Source organism: Thalassoglobus neptunius (assembly GCF_007859735.1).
Classification (GTDB): Bacteria; Planctomycetota; Planctomycetia; order Planctomycetales; family Planctomycetaceae; genus Thalassoglobus; species Thalassoglobus neptunius.
The window spans coordinates 49,696-68,465 of record NZ_SIHI01000011.1; the positions used below are offsets into that span (position 1 = coordinate 49,696).

The window sequence follows — 18,770 nt, forward strand, 5'->3', positions numbered from 1 at the left end:
GCCAGCTTAACGCCTGACGGTTCATCATGTTCCGTCCATTCGTTGCTACATTCCGGTTGGTGCAGCAAACAATCGGGAACAAGCTGGAACGCCTCGATAGTGTCAAACTGGAATGACACATCTGACATCGAAGGCGGCAACGCTCCAGTGCAGAAGCAATCGTGGCAGGGAGCGGGCGAATGTGGAGAGGGAGATTGGCTGTCGCAGTCATCGTGACCGCAATCGCAATGATCCACGGTAACACAAACCGATGATTCGCATCCCAAGTCGCCACAGCACGATCCACCCATAGCTGGGCAAGCCAGCACGAGTAGACAGAGGGCAAAATGTAGGGACAGTCGAAACACAATTTTCCTCATTCAGCAGAAATCTTCAAAATAAAGTATCGGCATATTCCCGCTATTTGTCAATGTTTCTTGAGCATTTCCAGCCGATTCAAAAGGCTGCCGCATCAACAGTGCCCATGAAATCATCACCGACTTATGTGACTTTCGTACACCTGCCATGATACTCTGCCTTCCCGTTTGGCAGTCCTATCGTTGGAATGGCATGGATCGTGATCGAGCGATCATCCGCTGTCTCTCGCCTGACATCCTTCAGCGATATCGGCTGCGGTGGCGTCGTACCAGTACGGCTGAGGGAACCGAATCGAACAACTTCGGACGTCTTGGGACAACGGAACGCCATCTGCGTAAGAGGACACGACGGGCCCGCTTCCGTCCATGAAGTCATCGCGGGGGCGGGTAAACTCAATTGCAATGCAATTCAAAATCCTTCCACCCACTGGCAGTTCAAGAGGGCCGATTGGAATGCTCTCGGTGCTGGCATCAATTCACGGTGCAATACCATCCTCTCTTTCAATTTCCCTTTGGCTGAAATCCGACAAAGGTGAAGTTACGTTCTTGGTAGACCTGCCAGATGAATGCGAGCGGTCTTTTCTGCAGGAGTTGCAGGATGTGTATCCCGGTTGCACCGTAGAACCAGAGAGCGAAAGGGATGACCACACCACTGAACAGGAATGCTGGAACACGGAGTTGAGAGTAAGTCCCGATGTCCTCTCACTTCTGACGTTTGACCAGTTCGTTGACGAAACAGACAATCGCTCGTTGGCTGATCCAGTGTCCGGTCTTTTGTCCATTCTCAAGTCGGGACGTGCGGGGCGGGTCGTTCCAGCGATTCGACTGACTATACAACCCGCAACCCGGCGGAGAGTCGCCGCCGCAGAGCGAGTCTTGCGACGGTTCCATCACCGTTTCGTAGTCGATTCCCTTCAAAGTACATATCTGCGATGGGCGACACATCATCTTGCTCTTTACCGTGTTCTTGCCGCTATACTCTTTCGCTTCGTAGCCAGAGATGCTCTGCCCTTAGAAAGCTCAGCCAAGACTGATTTGAAGTTGTTTCAATGTCGTCTGACTGTTTTTGTCAACGTACCGATCGGACAGAAGCAACTGGCAGAACGCAGGCTCATTGAAATGGCTGGCGCTTTTGGGCGGTTTACAAATGCAACCGTCAAAATTCACCGTTTCAAGCCTGCTCAAAGAGAGCGTGACAAACGTGCATTCCTGCTTTCTCCCCGAGAAGTTGCAACACTTTGGCATCCGGTCACCGAGTCAGGAGACGCGGTGTCGCGTGTCGAAAGGCCAATGTTTCGAGAATTAGAACCACCAGTATTCCTCACCTCAAATAAAGGAACCGTGCTGGGGCGGGTCAAGTTTCGACAGCAGAAGAATCAATTCGCTATTGATGAAGATGATCTGCGAAGACACATGCTCGCAATCGGAAAAACGGGCTGCGGGAAATCGACTTTCCTGCTGAACGTTGTTAGCCAACAGGTCGAATCGAACAGAGGAATAATTCTTATCGACCCTCACGGAGAACTGGTTGATGACGTTCTGAGTACGGTTCCCAAGAATCGCACGAACGATGTGATCTACTTCGACGCATCCGATGACTCAGTTGTTGTCGGTTTCAACCCGATGGTTGGCCCGATCGGAGCCGACCACACTCTGGTTGCCGATGGCGTTCTTACGTCTTTCAAAAATGTCTTTGGCTTTGATGAAGGATCTGCACCGAGGTTGTTGCATATATTTCGCAACACCCTGCTGACTTTGATTGGGACGCGTCACGCATCCTTAGCCAATGTGCAACGGTTGTTGGTCGATGCGAACTTTCGCAAGTCAGCTATCGCCAACGTAACGAATAAAGCGGTTCGTGAGTTCTGGCTATCTGAATTCGGCCAGTGGAACGAGCGAGATCGAACACAATACATCGCTAGCCTGCAGAACAAACTGGGAGCGTTCACTACCAACGAACGCCTCCAACGGATCTTCGATGGCGATCGAAAGGGGATTCAGCTTCGCGAGGTCATGGACCAGTCCAAGATACTCTTGTGCAACCTGTCCAAGGGGCAGGTCGGGCATGACGCCTCGACTCTTCTCGGATCGTTACTGTTGTCCAGTCTTCAAATCGCAGCGATGAGCCGTGCGGATGTCGCAGAGGACGAACGCCCAGACTGCACAGTCCTTGTAGATGAGTTTCATTCGTACTTGTCGGATGGCAACACGACGATGGCAGATGCATTGGCGGAATCACGGAAGTACCGTACCAGTTACGTGCTCTCGACACAGATGCTTGAGCAACTTGATTCAGCAACGCTTGCCGGAGTTCTCGGTAATTGTGGATCGACCCTTTGCATGACCGTCGGACCTCGTGACGCGGAAGTTCTTGCGGAGCTTCTGGGCAACAGACTGGCCACTGACGATCTAATGAATATCCCAAAGTATCATGGATACATTCGGCAATTGGTGAATGGGGCGCCGCACACGTTTTCGATGACAACACTGTCGCCACCACGCCAGAATCGACAACGAGCGGACTTGATTCGCAAAGTGTCACGTCAGCGATTTGGCGTGCCCGATCAGAAACAACCGGCCTAGAAGCGAGCGGCATAAAGCCCTCGTCCAATTAGAAGTGCCCAAATTGTTGACAGCATTCCCATGCTGTGGCACGCTCGCAGATGTTGGTGAATGAATCGTCTACAGAGGCTGAATCCGAAGTTGTTCCTGCGCTAGAACGTATCGCGGACGAGCTTCAAATTGTTCGCAACGTTCTCGATGAAATCAGGACCGACTTTCAATGGGCTGTTCGGAATGGCCGTGTAGTCATTCATTCTCAGTCAACTGAACCGGTTACTCCTCAACATCCTGAAGTGACATTGTTCAACGAGGGTGACGCCGTTGAATTCGATCTCGGCGGTGAATTCGCGTTCGCTGAAATCGTCGAACTCAATGACGGTCTGAATAGAGCGATTGTGCAGTTGACTCCCAGTGGCGAAACAATAACCGTTCAACAAGATGACTTACAGAAGGTCGAGACCGATCGATTAGCACGAGCTCAGCGGAACGGACCGGAGCAGTCAATTGAAACGACTTGCGAGTTGCCGGAGCCCGGCGAACTATTCTAATGACGCTAAACAGCCAGAGGGCACAATCTGATTGAGGCGAGAAGATTTCACCAAGGAACTATTTCACCGGAACAGTGCAAGTGCAGATCGCCAATACGGAACTGACTCACTAGAACAGAGTTCGTTGCTGAGGCGGCTTGGGCCTTTCCGCTCTTTCGGACATCTCTTCAATATTGTCATTCAATAGTTTGCCCAGAATGCGAGCTGCACAGTCACGAATATGGTGTAGCGATTCCAGCAGCGTTTCATTCGATCCGTTGTAAAGTTGAATGTAGTCGCTGGATGCCGATCCTGTCTCCAGACCGATTCCGTTGCAAACGGTAAAGGCAACAGCTTCCGCCTCAGTTTCTCGAATCCTCTTTGTCGTTTCCTTTCGTCGTTCGCCACGATGAAGCAATTCGTGTGCAAACTCATGGACAAGAACCGAGAACTCTTCCGCTGACCCAAGCCCCGGTTGAACGGTGATCGCCCCGCCACGTGAAACGCCTGACGCTCCGCCTTCGATGAAGTCGGTTTCCAAGCTAATTCCAGCTTCTGATATTTGATCGCGTACGCTTTGAATGTAGATCCCCGGATCACCTGCTATGCGTGCGAATTCTGGAAGATCATCTCCATCCGTTTGCGAAACGTCAAAAACATGAGCCGTACGAAAGGCGACCAATCGTCGCTCATTCTCGTCTTCTACGTCATCATCGTCGTCAGCCTTCTTTCGCATGACGGGTGCAAGAATCTTGATCCCACGTTCTCCTTTTTTCACGCTCCGCCCGAGTTTCTTCCACGCATGAAAGCCTGCAACTTGCGTTGCGTCTGGACGCTGCATAGCGATTAGCATGACGTTGCCGAAGCTATAGCGATGGAATCGTGAAAGGACTTGGAGGTACTTAACCAGTTGCTCACTCTTACCGGCATCAAGTTCGTTCCCCAGCGTTTCGAGGCTCTGGTCGATTTTCTCTGAGAGTTCTGCCGTCTTATCTGGCTTCTGTTTCGCCAATTTTAATAGTCGGAAGGAAGCAGTGCCGTGATTGCTCCGCCCTCACCGTCTTCAATGAACCACAAATTCTCTGGTGCAGTATCACTCTCAAACACTTGCAGGTAGTCGAGACCGTTCTGTTTGCCGGCGAGTTGCCTCAGAACGCGAAAGCAGTTCACTATTGTTTCATGCGAGTACAGTTCAATCGCAGCAGGAGTTGCCACTAACGGCTTTTCTGGTCTAGGCTGGAACATGTTCGTGGAATCTGGATCGTCGAACGGGATTTCCTGTGGTTTGAGTGAAGGTGAGGATGCCATAGGCGAAGAATGTTGCCACGAACGAAAAATTGGCGCAAGCTATTCATCGACTTCTTATAGATCAGTTGGAACGTTCAGTCCGTTACACCGGCGAATCGGATACAGACTTTCGACGTCGAGCCGAAAAAGCAGCCAGTATTGCAAGGTTGCTCGTTGAGCGATGCTTCGCCAACGAGTGCGTGCAGGACTATCTGGCAGACGAAGAGCTTCCTCTTTGGGACGAAGTTAAACTGCGGAGTGAACCGGTCGTTCGCGTCGAGTTTGAACAGGCAATTGCGTTCGGCGGAATAGGGGAGTGCCTTGCCGCAACCAAATCGAAACATTGGGGCGAAGGCCCACAGATACTTCCACTTGAACAGGATGATTGGTTCTTCGCTGAACGCGTCACTTATCGGTATCGCGAAAACAGCATCTACAACCGACGCTTCGAGCAACGCAAACTCATGAAAGAGCTGCTGGGGCGAAAGCTACGCAAGCTCGTTGGTGCAGCAAATTACAGACGCCACTGCTGGGAAATCTTCCGCGACAACAATCTCACACCAGAAATCGAGAACGAGATTGCTGACCGACTTGGCCTGACAGCCAAAGAATTCTGGCGAGCGTCACGCGGCAAGGTGCTTTATGCAGATTTGCCGCTGAAGGAGCGGCAGCTTCGCTTCGATTTCGGCAACTAATTGGTGACTTAGAAACTCCACCAAATTCTTGCGCATACGCAAGAACACAGGCAGTCTGACCATGCTTTGACAAATGTGTCAAAGCCCGCATTTGCGGTTGTGTTCATTCACTGGATTTGGAGTACAGACATGCTTGTAGAACTTGAAGACGGGCGTTGCCGAAGCTGCGACGGCCAACTGGAACTCTGCGGAGCCGATGACGCGACGCTCGATGTTGAGTGCACGGAATGCGGCGACGGCTACACGGTCGAGCCGGATGCATTCAATGATGGAGGCATCAAGTATTGGCCGGAAGCGATGGTTGAGTTTGGGGAGGAACTGTAATGGATTCTGCTCAATGTTGGGACGACATGCTCTTTGCCTACGCGACGAAGCAATGGCTCGACGCATCGGAACATGCGGTTGCGTTGCTTGAATGGCTGGACAAAGGAGGCTTCTCACCCCAGCCAACGATTGGCACAACGACAATGCACTTCACCTGTCAACTTGACGCTGACGTGTCACGCGCCATTTGCGTGGCGACGTGTCGTCAAGTCATCGAACGCTGCGCAAAGGAGGGTGCCAATGCTTCACGCTGATCGAGTCTGGTCGGTTTCCGAAGTGAGTTCCGCAGAGGAACTCGCTAAGAATCTGAGCGAAGCGACGTGGTGTTGCTGCCAGGCATTCCAGATCACGGATCATCCGCGATATGTCTGGCTGAATGACTCCACCTCGGAAGATGGTGCCCAAGAGTATGCCGTCTGTCGCATTGGACTGACCAAAGGCGACATTCTTCAGATCGAGACGATCACGTTCGGTTGGTGTGATTACAAAAAGTCGCTTCAATTCATCCGTGAAACGCTCAATGGAAATGACGACGACAACGAATGGGCTCGAAAGGTTTCCGCCACAATCGAGACCGCCGAAGAACATGGCCGTTGCGGTCATTGTGCCTGAATTAGCAGGCAACACCCCGGATTCACGGAATCCGGGGCATTTTCAAACGACAATGAAACCGGGTCTTGTTGACCAGCAGTGCACAAAATGGTAAATCTCTTACTTCGACAGACATTATCGTGGGAGACATGGATGAACGAGTTCGCAGAACGCCTCCGAAGCGATCGGAGGGAAGCTGGACTGACGGTTCGCGAGGTTGCGGAATTGTCAGGCATCAGCTTTTCGTACATTACTAAAATTGAAACGGGCCGTTCTGGAAGTGGCGTCTCACCGGAGATCGTGACGGCACTCGCGAAAGCACTTCAGCGCGACGAATTGGAATATCTGTACTTGAGTGGAGTCGTGCCACCACCGCTTAACGACTTACTCGCCGATGGCGAATCAAGATCGTTTGTACGTGCATTGCTCGCATCGCGTCTAAAGTCAAAAGGGTGGGAGCGGCTGCGGAGTGCCCTGTCGGGATCGAGTCCCACTTCGTCAGGGTCGCGTACTCAGCGTAAACCGAAGTCGCGTCGCAAAGCCGTTGCTTGAAAATCGAGGTCTCTGGTGGCAACGGGTATAACTCAGGAATATGAATCGCTCATCGGCGAACTCGGCTACGACACATCAGGTGTCGACGCTGGTTTCGTTCGCGGTGAAGCATTGCGCTCAGGGCCTTCGGGTGATGGGCTAGATGATCGTCGGTTCCGCTACGCTTCGGTTCTCAATCCTGACAAGCTCGGCGTGACCGATGTCTTTGAGATCAATGGTGCCCCTTGCATCTACATGAAGAGTTTGGCTGCTGATCCGACTGCCAAGCAGATTCGCGACTGGCATCGAACGGCATGGAATCACGGCTTGGGAAGAATGCTTTGGGTCGTTACACCGACTCAAATTCGCGTGTTTAATGCATTTGCTCCTCCCCCGAAGTCTGATACCAACGAGCAGCATCCCGCAGAATTGCTCCGTTGTTCAATCGACGATTTAGAGCAACTTCGACGCTACGAATTAGATCGGATCAGTCTTGAGAGCGGTCAGTTCTGGTCTACTCGTGCGGGTAAGCGGATTACGAAGAACACGAGGATCGATGTCGAACTAGCGAACGATTTACAGACGGCTGCAGTGATTCTCACCGATCGCGGTTGCAAGCCGCTGCAAGCACATCGATTGATGCTGCGGACACTTTTTACAGCATATCTTGAGGCTCGCGGAGTCCTGTCGTCTGATCTGTTTGATGGACTCAATGGAAAGACGTTTGGCGAGGTACTGAATCGCGTCGGAGAAACGCGAACATTCTTTGAACGTATGAGAGATACGTTTAATGGCGACCTTTTCCCACCGCCCCCCACTGCGGGAGAAGAGGATGAATCGTATTCGTTTGCCAAGAACCATCTCGATGTGGCACGGGCGATCGTCACGCGGCGGAATCTTCGGTCGGGTCAGCAGACGTTTGATTTTTGGCAGTATGACTTTGAGGTCATTCCAATTGAACTAATCAGTTCGATCTACGAACGGTTTATCTATGCGGACGATCAAGATGTCGCGAAAGCAAGGGGAACGCACTACACGCCGGTCAACCTTGTCGATTTGGTGTTCTCGCAGGTTTTTGACGACCACTTGTTTTCAAAGAAGCTGCCAACCGATGCGAAGGTGTTAGATTTGGCATGTGGCTCCGGCGTCTTTTTAGTCGACGCATTTCGGCGTTTAGTCGCTCGGCGAATCGCAGGCGGAGAGGAAATCTCACGACGGCTCGTCAGAAACGTTCTGTCCAAACAGGTGTTTGGAGTTGATGTTAACGAAACCGCCATCGAAATTGCGGCGTTTAGTCTTTGCTTGACGGCGTTTGAACTCGATCCGTCGCTCCGTTCTGCGGAACACTTGAAATTTCGCCACAGTCTGCGAGATCGCAATCTTTTCGTTGGCGATGCATTTTCATCGAACGGGTTCAGTCAGGCCGAACCATTTCGAGATAAGCAATTTTCAGTGGTTGTCGGTAATCCGCCTTGGAACAAACCGAAGGGTGGGCGTTCAACCTCACAGGCTTCATCACGATCACACATTGAGTATTGCGAAGAGCAAGATCCTCCGATTGAGCTGCCGTTCCGATCACCGATCGATCAGGCTTTCATTTGGCGAAGCCGGGATTTCCTTCAAAAGTCGGGACGGCTTGGTCTGATACTCGACGCGAAGAACTTCTTCAGTCAGGAGGGACAGTCGCTCATATCGAAGCAACAGCTTTTTACCGAGTTCCGTGCCCGAGCGATGCTGAACCTCTCTGTGTTACACGATAAGAAGTTGTTTCCGTCGGCCAAACAACCCGCAATGGTCTTCGTGGCCGAGCATTCAAAGCCCAAGAAGGGCGATCAAGTTGTCTTTGCATCTGCAGAGCGAAGTGAGTCGTTCCGCAGTCATGGCATCGTTGAATTGTTTCTTGAACGATTGAATCATTTGCCAGTAGAGAGGATTCCACACGAACCGCATCTCTTCAAGATTGCCTCTTATGGCACGGCTCGGGATCGAGCGATCATTCAGGGGCTGTTTGAAAACTTTGATTCAACTCAACAAGTGCTCGAACATTGGGGGACAAAGTTCAACCGGGGTTTTCAGAAAACTGAGTCGCCAAATCCCGTTCCGCCTGAGTTGATTGGTCAGCCCAAGCTTGAAGCCGTCCAGATCAACCGTTTCCTACAAGGAGTAGCTAGTCTTCCGCCGTTTGAATATGAAACGATGGAACATGCAAGGGATCCTGAAATTTACAAGGGACCTGTATTTATGGCACAGCAGAGTTTTCAAGATGATCGTCTAACTGGAGCCGTCAGCAATCGCGACCTAGTTTATTCGCGGACCTATTTCGGTGTTCCGGTCGCTCCATCGGAAGCATGGCGGCTTGATCTCTTGAATGCCTACATCAACTCATCGCTCGCCATGTATTGCTTCTTCATGACGGCAACACGATTTGGCATCGACAAGCAAATCGCAGAACAAAACGATTTTGATCGTCTTCCTTTTCGTAATGTGACGGCGAAAGAAGGAGTGCGACCATTGAGTCGCGTGCTCCGCACACTTGAGAAGGCCGGTGGTGAAAGTGATTTAACCATTCTTGATAATGCCGTCTTTGAATTCTACGGATTACCAACATGGCAGCGTGAATACGTCACCGACACGATAAAATATGATCTCGACTTTGTTCGTCATGGCAGTAAATCCGAAAGCATAGCACTTGCTGAACAAGAGGATCTGAAGACCTATGCAAGCACCATTGTTAAGTTCGTTCGAAGCAATCTGGCCGTTGGCGAGTTGTCAGTAAACGCAGATGTCATCGCAAATCTTCCCGATCTTGGCTGCGTCGTGATTCGTTTCGATGGTGACAAAAATCGAGGGGTTTGCGTAGCTGATAACTGCAAAGAAGACTTCAGTGCCCGTTTAGCTGAACTTCTTCACGCACCGCTTACGTCAAATATCCAAATTCGGCGATCACTGATTCACTTCGATGACGATTATTGCATTATCGTGAAGCTCTCTCAGAAGCGATTCTGGTCTCGTGCACGAGCGTACGACGACGCTGACTCGATTTTCGAGGAACTGCTTCGAGGGGGAACGTAGCATTGGTAGCCCCCAGCCGAAGTGGACGTCTGAATCTCGATGTGCGTCGCAAAGCCCAGCAGAGCATTGTCGTAATGGTGCTTCGCATTCTGCACGATGCCTGGCCAGCCACGATTGCAGACGCTGGTGTAGACCGAACAACCAATGAGGATACAATTACAAATGTGCTTCGCTGGAAGATGAACGATGCGAAGAAACAAATTGATCCCGTTCCGCAGATTCGCTTTGAAAGGGAAGCTCAGTCTGACGATCCAGAGTTGGATACTCCGATAGGTCTCATCGACATCAAAATCTTGTACACAATGAATGATGAGACCTATTTGACGATGGAGTGCAAACGCATCACCAGCACTGAGAATTCTCTGGCTTTGAAATACGTGCGAAATGGCGTCAACCGATTCACAAGCGGAAAGTATGGGCCACGGCATGCGTTCGGCATCGTCACGGGGTACGTGACTTGTGGTGACCCAGACGCTTGTGCGGAGCGAGTAGGCAAGACGCTCGCGAGAGAACCAGTCCCTGAAACAGGCTATGACTCGGAATTTGGATGGCGGGTTGATGATGAGTTAATCAAAGGAACGCGACACTATCGCACGCAGCATAGCCAGACCGCACTCACCAACACGATCGAGTTGATTCATGCGTTTGTTTCGCTCAATTGAGCGTCCAACTTAACATAAGTTGCTTTATGTTAAGTCGAAGATTGGCTTTGGAAAGCCGAGAATGGCAAACGTGGTGGACGATCCCCCACCCGAATTGTGGCGACTGGACATTCCGCGAGATCAGTTCGATTTGCGAGTTTTGCGGATCGGCGCTACGCTTACTCTCCTATGTCTCGCCAGCTTCGGCTGAGTTTTCAGGACGATTCAGAAGCGTCCCCTGTCTCTCGTCAATACGATCGGCCCCCGACTGCTCAAGGCGGTGCTGTACGTGAAACAATCGCTGCGGTGCGACCTCAAGTCGTGGAGCAGTTGTTTCCAGTTAACGGCCACGCGAAGTCGGAAAACGAATCAGCGAACGGGCACGATCGCGTCAACGGCGAACAATCTTCGTTGCCGTTGGCATCACGTGGCGAAAAGGCAAAGGCACGTGATATTTTAGCGGCCATTCGCATTCTGAATGAGATCAGGCAAAAAGACCGCGAAGTGTCAGAAGAAGAACGGCTTCGGTTAAAGCGATTCGGAGGATTTGGACCGGTCGCTTTGCGAATCTTTCCCGATCCCACGACGGGGCAGTACAAAGATGACGACTGGCGTTCGATGGGCGAAGAACTTACCAAGTTGCTATCCCCTTCCGAGTATGAGAGTGCGAAGCGGACAACATTCAATGCGTTCTATACCTCTCCAGTCGTTACGAAAGCCATGTTTGAGGCATTGGAACGACTTGGCGTTCCACAGAATGCACTTATTTTGGAGCCGGGGTGCGGTGCGGGCAACTTCATGGCGGCTGCATCATCGGAGATGCGATTCGTCGGCGTCGAACAAGACTCAACGTCAGGGCGACTCGCTCGTGCTTTGTATCCGCAGCAAGACATTCGGATCGAGGGTTTTCAAAAGACGCGGCTGCCAAACGAGAGTTTCGATGCAGTCATCGGAAATGTTCCGTTTGCCAATTTGAAACTGACGCACAAAGGACAGAAATATTCGCTGCATGACTACTTCATTGTAAAGTCGATAGATGCTCTCAAGCCCGGAGGTGTGATGGCAGTGGTCACGTCTCGGTTTACGCTCGACAAGCGAAATGGAGCCACACGCGAATATGTATCTGAGCGAGCAGATTTCGTAGGAGCGATTCGGCTGCCTGCTGAAGCGTTTCAGCGTGAAGGTACGTCAGTCGTGACTGACATCGTGATGCTTCGCAAACGAGATGCAGACCAGAAGCCAAACCACGTTGATGCGTCGTGGATGGAAACGACGGAGTTGAGCGTTGAGGGTACGACTGTGTGCGTCAATCGTTATTTCGCTGAGCATCCTGAAGTGGTGCTGGGAGACTGGACGCTTCAAAAACAACTCTACGGCGATGACGGCTACTCGATTCGATCTAACGGCAATCTTGCTGACCAATTGGCGAATTCTATTGACCAATTGCCGAAAGCGGATACGTCACGAACATCAGTGTTTCAACAGGAAGCGACAGCTCCTCGCTTTGCTCGCCCGCCGCCATTGAATCACATCACCGAAGGAAGTTTCTTCGTCGGTGACAATGGTTTGGTCTGTCAGCAAGTCAACGGTGAGTCGCAACCGGTGAAGCACGGCGACATTCCGATCAACGCTCGACGCGGTAAAACAGGCCGACGGCTGGCGGCTTTGATTGGATTGCGAGACGCAGCCCGTCGCGTGTTGCAATCACAAAATGAAAACTGGCCGGAATCGGAACGCGAGAGCGTGCGGCGTGAGTTGAATTTCAAATATGACTATTTCAGCAGCCAATATGGCCCAATCAATAAAACGACGTTCAGTCAAACGCGGAAGGGAACGAATATCCGACGAATGCCAAACCTCGTAAAGTTTCGCAACGATCCCGACGCGATGCTGGTAATGTCGCTAGAGGAATATGACGAAACCACCACAAAGGCCGCCAAAGCACCGATTCTGTTGCAGGATGTTGTTGGGCGAAAGGCTCCAGTCACTACCGTGGCCAGTGCTGAGGAAGGGTTGCTCGTTTCGCTCGATCGACATGGCAAGGTGGACGTTCCGTATATCGCTCGATTGTATGAAAAGTCGGAGTCGGAAGTCGTCTCTGAGTTGGGTGATCTGATATACCGCAATCCAGTTGCCGACACGTGGGAGACGGCGGACGTGTACTTGTCTGGAAATGTGCGAGTCAAACTTGCCGAAGCAGAGCAAGCCGGTCCAGAATTCTCTACAAACGCGGAAGCATTGAAGCTTGTGCAGCCGCCTGATGTGCTTCCGGGTGACATTGACGCGAATCTTGGTTCGCCGTGGATTCCGGTCGATGTCGTTCAAGGGTTCTCAGCAGACGCTTTTGGCGTTGAACCATCGTCGGTTCGGATTGGTCACGTCGCGAAAGATGCGACGTGGAGTGTAGAGGCCGATTACTCGACCGAACGCTCAGTCGCTGTCACTTCACACTACGGTACCAAACGCATTCAAGGAACGACACTTTTAGAACAGGCACTCAACATGAAGACGCCTGTCATCTATGACACAATCGATGACGACGGACGCGAACGGCGAGTCGTTAATCAAGACGAGACGCTGGCGGCGAAGGAAAAACAGAAATTGCTCAAGGAAGCGTTTCGCAGTTGGGTGTTCGATGATTCTGTCCGTGCCGAACGACTAGTTCGCATTTACAACGACACGTACAACAATCTTCGGCTGCGAGAGTTCGACGGATCGCATCTTGAGTTTCCCGGTATGAACCATGTAATGCAGTTGCGGGCTCATCAGAAGAACGCAATTTGGCGGTGCATGAGCAGCGGCAATACGTTGCTGGCCCACGCTGTTGGTGCAGGGAAAACATTCGTGATGGCTGCAACTGGCATGAAGCTCAAAGAAGCTGGCATCGTGCAGAAGCCAATGTACGTCGTGCCGAATCATATGCTTGAGCAGTTTGCTCGCGAGTTTATGCAGCTATACCCGAATGCCCATTTGCTGATGGCGACGAAAGAAGATATGGCTCGTGATCGTCGCAAGTTTCTGACGGCACGTATCGCCAGCGGCAGTTGGGACGGCGTAATCGTCACACATAGTTCGTTTGAGCGAATTGGAATGTCAGCAGCGTATCAACAACGATTCCTGCGAGAGCAAATTGAAGACTACGAACGGTTGTTAGTGGAAGTTGCCGCGTCCGATGAATCGCGGCCACACCGAAATCTGATTAAGACGATCGAGAAGCAAAAAGCGAACCGTGAAGCACGACTGGAAGAACTTGCAGCCGAAACGAAGAAAGACGATGGGTTGGTTTTTGACGAACTCGGCGTGGATCACATCTTCATCGACGAGGCACACTACTTCAAGAATCTCGAAACGCAGACCAAGATGCAGCGTGTCGCAGGTATTCAAACGGGCGGCAGCCAACGAGCTTTCGACCTGTTCATGAAAACTCGATTCCTTGATGAGCAACAAGCCAATCGAGGCGTTACGTTTTCAACCGCAACGCCGATCAGCAACACGATGGTCGAGATGTACACAGTTCAGCGATTTCTTGATCCACATGGTCTGGCGGCTCGTGGCGTTGAGCACTTCGATGCTTGGGCAGCGACATTCGGCGAAGTTGTGGAGGCGATGGAGATATCGCCTGATGGAGCCTCTTTGCGGCAACGTAGCCGATTTGCTCGGTTCAATAACCTGCCAGAGCTTCAACAGATGTTCCGGTCGTTTACAGACGTGCAAACTGCGGCAAAACTTGACCTGCCTAGTCCACGGCTGAAAGGCGGCAAGCCGCACATTGTGGCGTGCCCAATGTCGGAAGTGCAGCGAGAATTACAGCAAAAACTCGTTGAGCGATATGACCGTATACGATCCACCAGAATTGACCCTCGTGAAGACAACGCGTTGGCGATCACGACCGATGGCAGAAAGCTTGCTCTGGATGCAAGACTGCTGTCTCCCGAGGCGGCTGACCATCCGGAGTCTAAGGTAAACGCAATCGTCGCGAACATCTTTCGCATATGGGAAGCCACGATTGATCGAAGTGGAACACAAATCGTATTTTCTGACATGGGCGTTCGACCCACAAAGTGGGGCTACTGCGTCTATGACGAAGTGATTGCAAAGCTGGCCGCTTACGGAGTCCCGACTGATCAGATTGCAGCCGTTGGCGATGCGACTTCGGATGCCAAAAAGCAATCGCTGTTTGAGCGGGTTCGCAATGGATCGATTCGTGTTCTGATTGGCAGTACGCAGAAGATGGGCGTTGGGACCAACGTCCAAAAGAGACTGGTCGCTCTGCATCATCTTGATGCACCGTGGAAGCCCGCTGAGGTCGAGCAGCGCGAAGGCCGCATCCTGCGACAAGGGAACGATAACAAAGAAGTAGCGATCTACCGTTATGTAACGGAAGGATCGTTCGATGCCTTCATGTGGCAGGCGTTGGAAACAAAAGCTCGCTTCATCACTCAGGTAATGACGGGAAACTGCGGCGTACGCCGTGCTGAGGACATCGGCGGACAGGAGCTTTCGTTTGCGGAAGTCAAAGCGATTGCGTCGGGCAATCCAGCCGTTCTGACTCTGGCGGAGGCCGACGCCGAACTGCAACGACTTGGCGTGTTGAAGAAGAACCACACTGACGAACAGTTTCTGATTCGCCGGAAATTGCGTGAGTTACCCGAGACGGTCGCCCAATTGGGCAAACGGATTAGAGACATACAGCTTGACGAAACAACGATCAATGCTCATCAAAGTGATGGTATTTCGTTCGACGGACGTTCATCACACCCCGATGATTTGGTGAAGGCATTGGACAGCAGGATTCAGCGAACCCCGGCTCACGTGTCGTCGCGGACGCAGAGACTCATCGGCGAATTTCGTGGGCTGGCGTTCGGAATTGTGTTGTATCCTTATTCGCGTCCCGAAGTCTATTTGCAGGGTAAATGCTCCCGAACTCGGACTCTTTCCAACGACAATGCCGGTCCACGTGCTGTATTGAATGCTCTCACGCGATTGGCAGACGGCTACGGTGAACAGATCGAAAAGCTGATACGCGACCGATCACTGGCCGAACAGCAACTACAGGATTACGCGGGGAGTTCGGACAAGCCGTTTGAGCATGGCAATTACATGCAACAGCTTCGCGAAACTCGCGACAAGCTCAAGCAGGCACTCGCTGGCTATCTACCGGAAGACGCAACTGAATCGCTGGCAACGGAGGAGCTTGCAAACCGTATTCAGCAGCTTCTATCCCAAGCATCTGTCGAGCCAAAGCACGCAGAAACTGAACGCCGCCCGAATGCCCAATTTTCACCGAGCAGTGAAGAACCGATCACAGCGAGAATTCGCCGTCGACTTGGGAATGCCTTGGCTGAATCAGATGACTCCCCTGCAAAAAAGAAGTCAGAGCCATTAGTCGTCGATATTACTCCAGATGCAACAGCCCCGACTGTTCGACAACACAATGCGAGCGTTGTCGTGTCAGCGGAAACGCAGTTGGAGTTGTTTTAACTGCCGCGATTCAAGCATCTGGAACCGGGGTGTGCCATTCGTAGCCAAGGGCATCGTAGAGCTTTATCCAATGATCGGTGTAGAAGTCGTAGCCGGCTCCGTCAATGCCGAGGATGAGTTCATCATCGCATTGGATTACAATGATGCCTGTGTCGCCGACTTTATCCCAGCCTGACGGTGCTACGCTCGGATCGTCGCTGATCGGCGCGAGCAACTCTTCGATGTTGCGAATATCGACTGAATTCGTGGGCATGAACACCGTTCCCCACATCGGAGTCCAGAGAAGGTCCTCATCGATCCGTTGAAGCCAGCGTGTGGGAATGCTGCTGAAGGAATCAACGAGACGCTGGACGCTGTCGCGGTAGGATTTGCAATACTCGCAACAACAGTTGTGATTCGTGTTGAAGACATCGAATCCGTGAGTCGCTTGTTCCATGAGTGAAGGGAGAAGGAAGTAAGAGTCCCAGCGGGACACAATGCTGCCATCTGATTGCCGACGCTGTCAAAAGCAGATGCCCGAAGGGAAGCTTTTGACAGCGAAAGGCGGCGGTCAGGTACGGTAGCTGTTCCCGCAAAGACTACTTCCGTTCACTCCACAGTTCGCGGAAAGACTTCAAATTTGGGTAACTGCGGCTTGCCAACGATTTCCGACTCGACGACGTAGTTGATGTAGCCTGCCGATGCAAGCCGTTGCTTCCAGTCTTCGACCGTCAGTTGGTTACAGAAGTAGATGCCGATGGCACCTTGGTTGTGGGCGTTCGCAACCAGTGATTTGTTCAAGCGTTCCTCCGAATCGCCAAAGCTAGTGTCGTCCATGTCAGACAAAACCAAGGTCACAGTTTTTGCGTTGCTTGTTCCGTAAACGGAGTGATGCGTCAGGTAGTCAATCGCATTGCGCATCCCTTCGTGAACCAGTGAGCCGCGAGGATCGGCATTCGACAGCAGGAACTCGCGGAAACTATCGGCGGATGGGAACGTTTCTCGTAGTTGTCGTGGCGATCCTTCCCACAATAACGACCTCCGAGTCCCTGAAATTTGCGCCAGAACGATATTGTCGTTCGTCCCACTCTGTGAGCGAAAGTACTGATCGATCACGTTAAGTGCGAACTGGTAGGCCTCACCGTCATTTGCCATTTTTTCGGTGAATGATCCCGATAGGTCCATCAGGATCATGACGACACGTGTGGCTGGCTCGTTGCGGGACTGTGGTCGTGCTCCTTGGAACACCTGAGGTTCCGCTGCGGGAGATTTGTCGCGTGGGGCGCCACAACCAGAGATCATCATCGCCAGCAGCAACATCAGCAGAGTTGTCATTCGGAGTTTAGAAGGATTGTTCATTGATTGGTTCCCTTTCGATGAGTTCAATCTTTTCGCAAAGATTGACAGAGGTGAAAATCGTAAAAACCAAGACCGACACGTACGCGATCGTGGCAAACAGTGAGGTGAATGAGAACGAGCTGCTGGACCAACTCATTTCCGTCACCGCGATGTAAAACATGAAACTCTCTGCGAACAGGAGAAAACCACCGAGCATGAGCATGAAACTATCGGTGTTGTTGAGTTGGCGAAGGCGTCGGTCAAAGCCGACTTTTTCAGTCACCCAAAGTTTCAGTAGGTGCTGCCACGTCATCCAGACTGTCACCAACATCGCCATCGACATTAACGTGGCCAAGTCGAGTTCGTAGGTGCCTTCGTAGTCGTCCATCCACCCCAGAAATGGCAGTTCACTGAGCCGGCGATTGACCGGCAGCACCATGCGAATACCTTCGCAGATAATCGACAAATAGATCACGCCCATGACGGCCTTGGTGATGACCTGCCATGCCCAGTACGCTAGTCTGGCACGCATTAGTCGCCACTCCTGTTCTGTTTTCGGAATACACTTGCGGAGTAGTTCCGGCATCTCGATTCTCCTGTTTCGCGGGGGTTGAAAGTGCCTACTATTTGCCGCGTTCAAATCAGTGGCTCAGCATTCGGTTGTTTCAGTTCGGAACGAGCTGCCGAATGCGATAAGGACCAGTATTTCAGACGATTCGAGATGCCTTGCGCCCACGCAGGAAGTTTCACCGTCGAGCCGCTGAGTCGCAGCGGCAGGTCATCCGGGATGCGGATTGACCGAAGCGGAGACGCAGCTGCTCACGGCAACATCGCAGTTGAAAGAAAGCCCGAGGAGCAATGCTCCCCGGGCAGGGTTGACCAATTACTTGCGTTTCGCAATCTCGTAAAAGCAATGTCGGAGTGCTTCAGCAGCCGGAAGCAAATCGGTTTCGGAAAGCACGTTGGTGTGTTTCCAATCACCCGAATCGGCATCACGATACGAACGTCTGAGTGAGACGTTGTGGCGAGTGAAGGTGTTGCCGTCCTTCGTCTCAACTTGGTCCGCAAATACGGCGGCGGATACTTCGCCGAAGCGGACTTTGAACACAGGTTCTGCCGATGGTGTTGCGTCGCTATTGGCTGGACGCGAAGCCTTGTCTGATGTGTCTGCCATGATGAAAAAGAGGAAAGAAACAAAGTGCAACTGCATGGCGTGCGAGGTTGCAAGGCCCATCCTGCGTGTCGCATGCCCGAGGTCAAGGGTGCCAAGCGATGGCCATCGGCCTGCGGCGTCCCCGGTTGCGAAGCGTCCTCGCGAAGCAACCGTTGGTGACCGCCGCACCGCGAGCATCCCTTGATCCGCTAAGGGACCGACACGCGAGAATG

General features: G+C 52.0%; 18 protein-coding genes. 10 read left to right on the forward strand and 8 right to left on the reverse strand.

The features are described 5' to 3' along the window. Positions 1–568: 568 nt before the first annotated feature. Both KOR42_RS27410 and KOR42_RS26740 read right to left on the reverse strand, forming a co-directional pair. Complete coding sequence (locus tag KOR42_RS27410; RefSeq protein WP_231740958.1) at positions 569–769, reverse strand: hypothetical protein; 201 nt, start codon at positions 767–769, stop codon at positions 569–571. Positions 770–1,058: 289 nt separating this feature from the next. Then, positions 1,059–1,304: a hypothetical protein gene (locus tag KOR42_RS26740; RefSeq protein WP_231740959.1), complete on the reverse strand. Its 246-nt coding sequence runs from the start codon at positions 1,302–1,304 to the stop codon at positions 1,059–1,061. Between the two features lie 342 nt (positions 1,305–1,646). Between KOR42_RS26740 and KOR42_RS16085 the strand changes: the two genes are divergently transcribed. Next, positions 1,647–2,939: a type IV secretory system conjugative DNA transfer family protein gene (locus tag KOR42_RS16085; protein WP_231740960.1), complete on the forward strand. Its 1,293-nt coding sequence runs from the start codon at positions 1,647–1,649 to the stop codon at positions 2,937–2,939. A gap of 86 nt (positions 2,940–3,025) precedes the next feature. Then, the gene (locus KOR42_RS27415; protein WP_231740961.1) at positions 3,026–3,466 is read left to right on the forward strand and encodes a hypothetical protein; all 441 of its coding nucleotides are present in this window, start codon (positions 3,026–3,028) and stop codon (positions 3,464–3,466) included. A gap of 109 nt (positions 3,467–3,575) precedes the next feature. Here KOR42_RS27415 and KOR42_RS16095 read toward each other — a convergent pair whose 3' ends face one another. Together KOR42_RS16095 and KOR42_RS27420 are read right to left on the reverse strand one after the other, a co-directional pair. Continuing rightward, positions 3,576–4,457: an ArdC family protein gene (locus KOR42_RS16095; protein WP_146510867.1), complete on the reverse strand. Its 882-nt coding sequence runs from the start codon at positions 4,455–4,457 to the stop codon at positions 3,576–3,578. A gap of 2 nt (positions 4,458–4,459) precedes the next feature. Next, positions 4,460–4,615 (reverse strand): hypothetical protein, encoded by a 156-nt coding sequence (locus KOR42_RS27420; protein ID WP_231740962.1) that lies wholly within the window; start codon positions 4,613–4,615, stop codon positions 4,460–4,462. 167 nt (positions 4,616–4,782) lie between these two features. Here KOR42_RS27420 and KOR42_RS16100 point away from each other — a divergent pair, with 167 nt between their 5' ends. From KOR42_RS16100 to KOR42_RS16135, 8 genes are all read left to right on the forward strand, one after another. Beyond that, positions 4,783–5,427, forward strand: coding sequence for a hypothetical protein (locus KOR42_RS16100; RefSeq protein ID WP_231740963.1), 645 nt, complete (start codon positions 4,783–4,785; stop codon positions 5,425–5,427). 129 nt (positions 5,428–5,556) lie between these two features. Next, positions 5,557–5,751, forward strand: a complete 195-nt coding sequence (locus KOR42_RS16105; RefSeq protein WP_146510869.1) for a hypothetical protein — start codon at positions 5,557–5,559, stop codon at positions 5,749–5,751. Further along, positions 5,751–6,005 carry a hypothetical protein gene (locus KOR42_RS16110; protein ID WP_146510870.1) on the forward strand — a complete coding sequence of 85 codons (255 nt, stop codon included), beginning with the start codon at positions 5,751–5,753 and terminating at the stop codon, positions 6,003–6,005. The genes KOR42_RS16105 and KOR42_RS16110 overlap by 1 nt, the downstream gene beginning before the upstream one ends. Next, positions 5,992–6,363: a hypothetical protein gene (locus tag KOR42_RS16115; RefSeq protein ID WP_146510871.1), complete on the forward strand. Its 372-nt coding sequence runs from the start codon at positions 5,992–5,994 to the stop codon at positions 6,361–6,363. Before KOR42_RS16110 ends, KOR42_RS16115 begins: the two co-directional genes overlap by 14 nt. 132 nt (positions 6,364–6,495) lie before the next feature. Next, positions 6,496–6,894 (forward strand): helix-turn-helix domain-containing protein, encoded by a 399-nt coding sequence (locus KOR42_RS16120; RefSeq protein ID WP_197441259.1) that lies wholly within the window; start codon positions 6,496–6,498, stop codon positions 6,892–6,894. A 15-nt stretch (positions 6,895–6,909) separates the two neighbouring features. Beyond that, a complete protein-coding gene (locus KOR42_RS16125; RefSeq protein WP_146510873.1) occupies positions 6,910–9,945 on the forward strand; it encodes an N-6 DNA methylase in 3,036 nt (1,011 codons plus the stop codon). 2 nt (positions 9,946–9,947) lie between these two features. Further along, positions 9,948–10,607, forward strand: coding sequence for a hypothetical protein (locus tag KOR42_RS16130; RefSeq protein ID WP_146510874.1), 660 nt, complete (start codon positions 9,948–9,950; stop codon positions 10,605–10,607). A gap of 168 nt (positions 10,608–10,775) precedes the next feature. Then, entirely contained in the window at positions 10,776–16,067 is a 5,292-nt protein-coding gene (locus tag KOR42_RS16135; protein ID WP_146510875.1) for a DEAD/DEAH box helicase family protein, read from the forward strand. A gap of 10 nt (positions 16,068–16,077) precedes the next feature. On the opposite strand, the gene KOR42_RS16140 is transcribed toward KOR42_RS16135, so the two are convergent. The 4 genes from KOR42_RS16140 to KOR42_RS27425 all read right to left on the reverse strand — a co-directional run bounded on the left by KOR42_RS16140 (position 16,078) and on the right by KOR42_RS27425 (position 18,726). Further along, positions 16,078–16,542, reverse strand: a complete 465-nt coding sequence (locus tag KOR42_RS16140; protein WP_197441260.1) for a hypothetical protein — start codon at positions 16,540–16,542, stop codon at positions 16,078–16,080. Positions 16,543–16,655: 113 nt separating this feature from the next. Beyond that, the gene (locus KOR42_RS16145) at positions 16,656–17,405 is read right to left on the reverse strand and encodes a vWA domain-containing protein (protein ID WP_146510877.1); all 750 of its coding nucleotides are present in this window, start codon (positions 17,403–17,405) and stop codon (positions 16,656–16,658) included. Continuing rightward, the gene (locus tag KOR42_RS16150; protein ID WP_146510878.1) at positions 17,389–17,970 is read right to left on the reverse strand and encodes a hypothetical protein; all 582 of its coding nucleotides are present in this window, start codon (positions 17,968–17,970) and stop codon (positions 17,389–17,391) included. The genes KOR42_RS16145 and KOR42_RS16150 overlap by 17 nt, the downstream gene beginning before the upstream one ends. Before the next feature lie 297 nt (positions 17,971–18,267). Next, entirely contained in the window at positions 18,268–18,726 is a 459-nt protein-coding gene (locus tag KOR42_RS27425) for a hypothetical protein (protein WP_231740964.1), read from the reverse strand. Between the last annotated feature and the right edge of the window lie 44 nt (positions 18,727–18,770).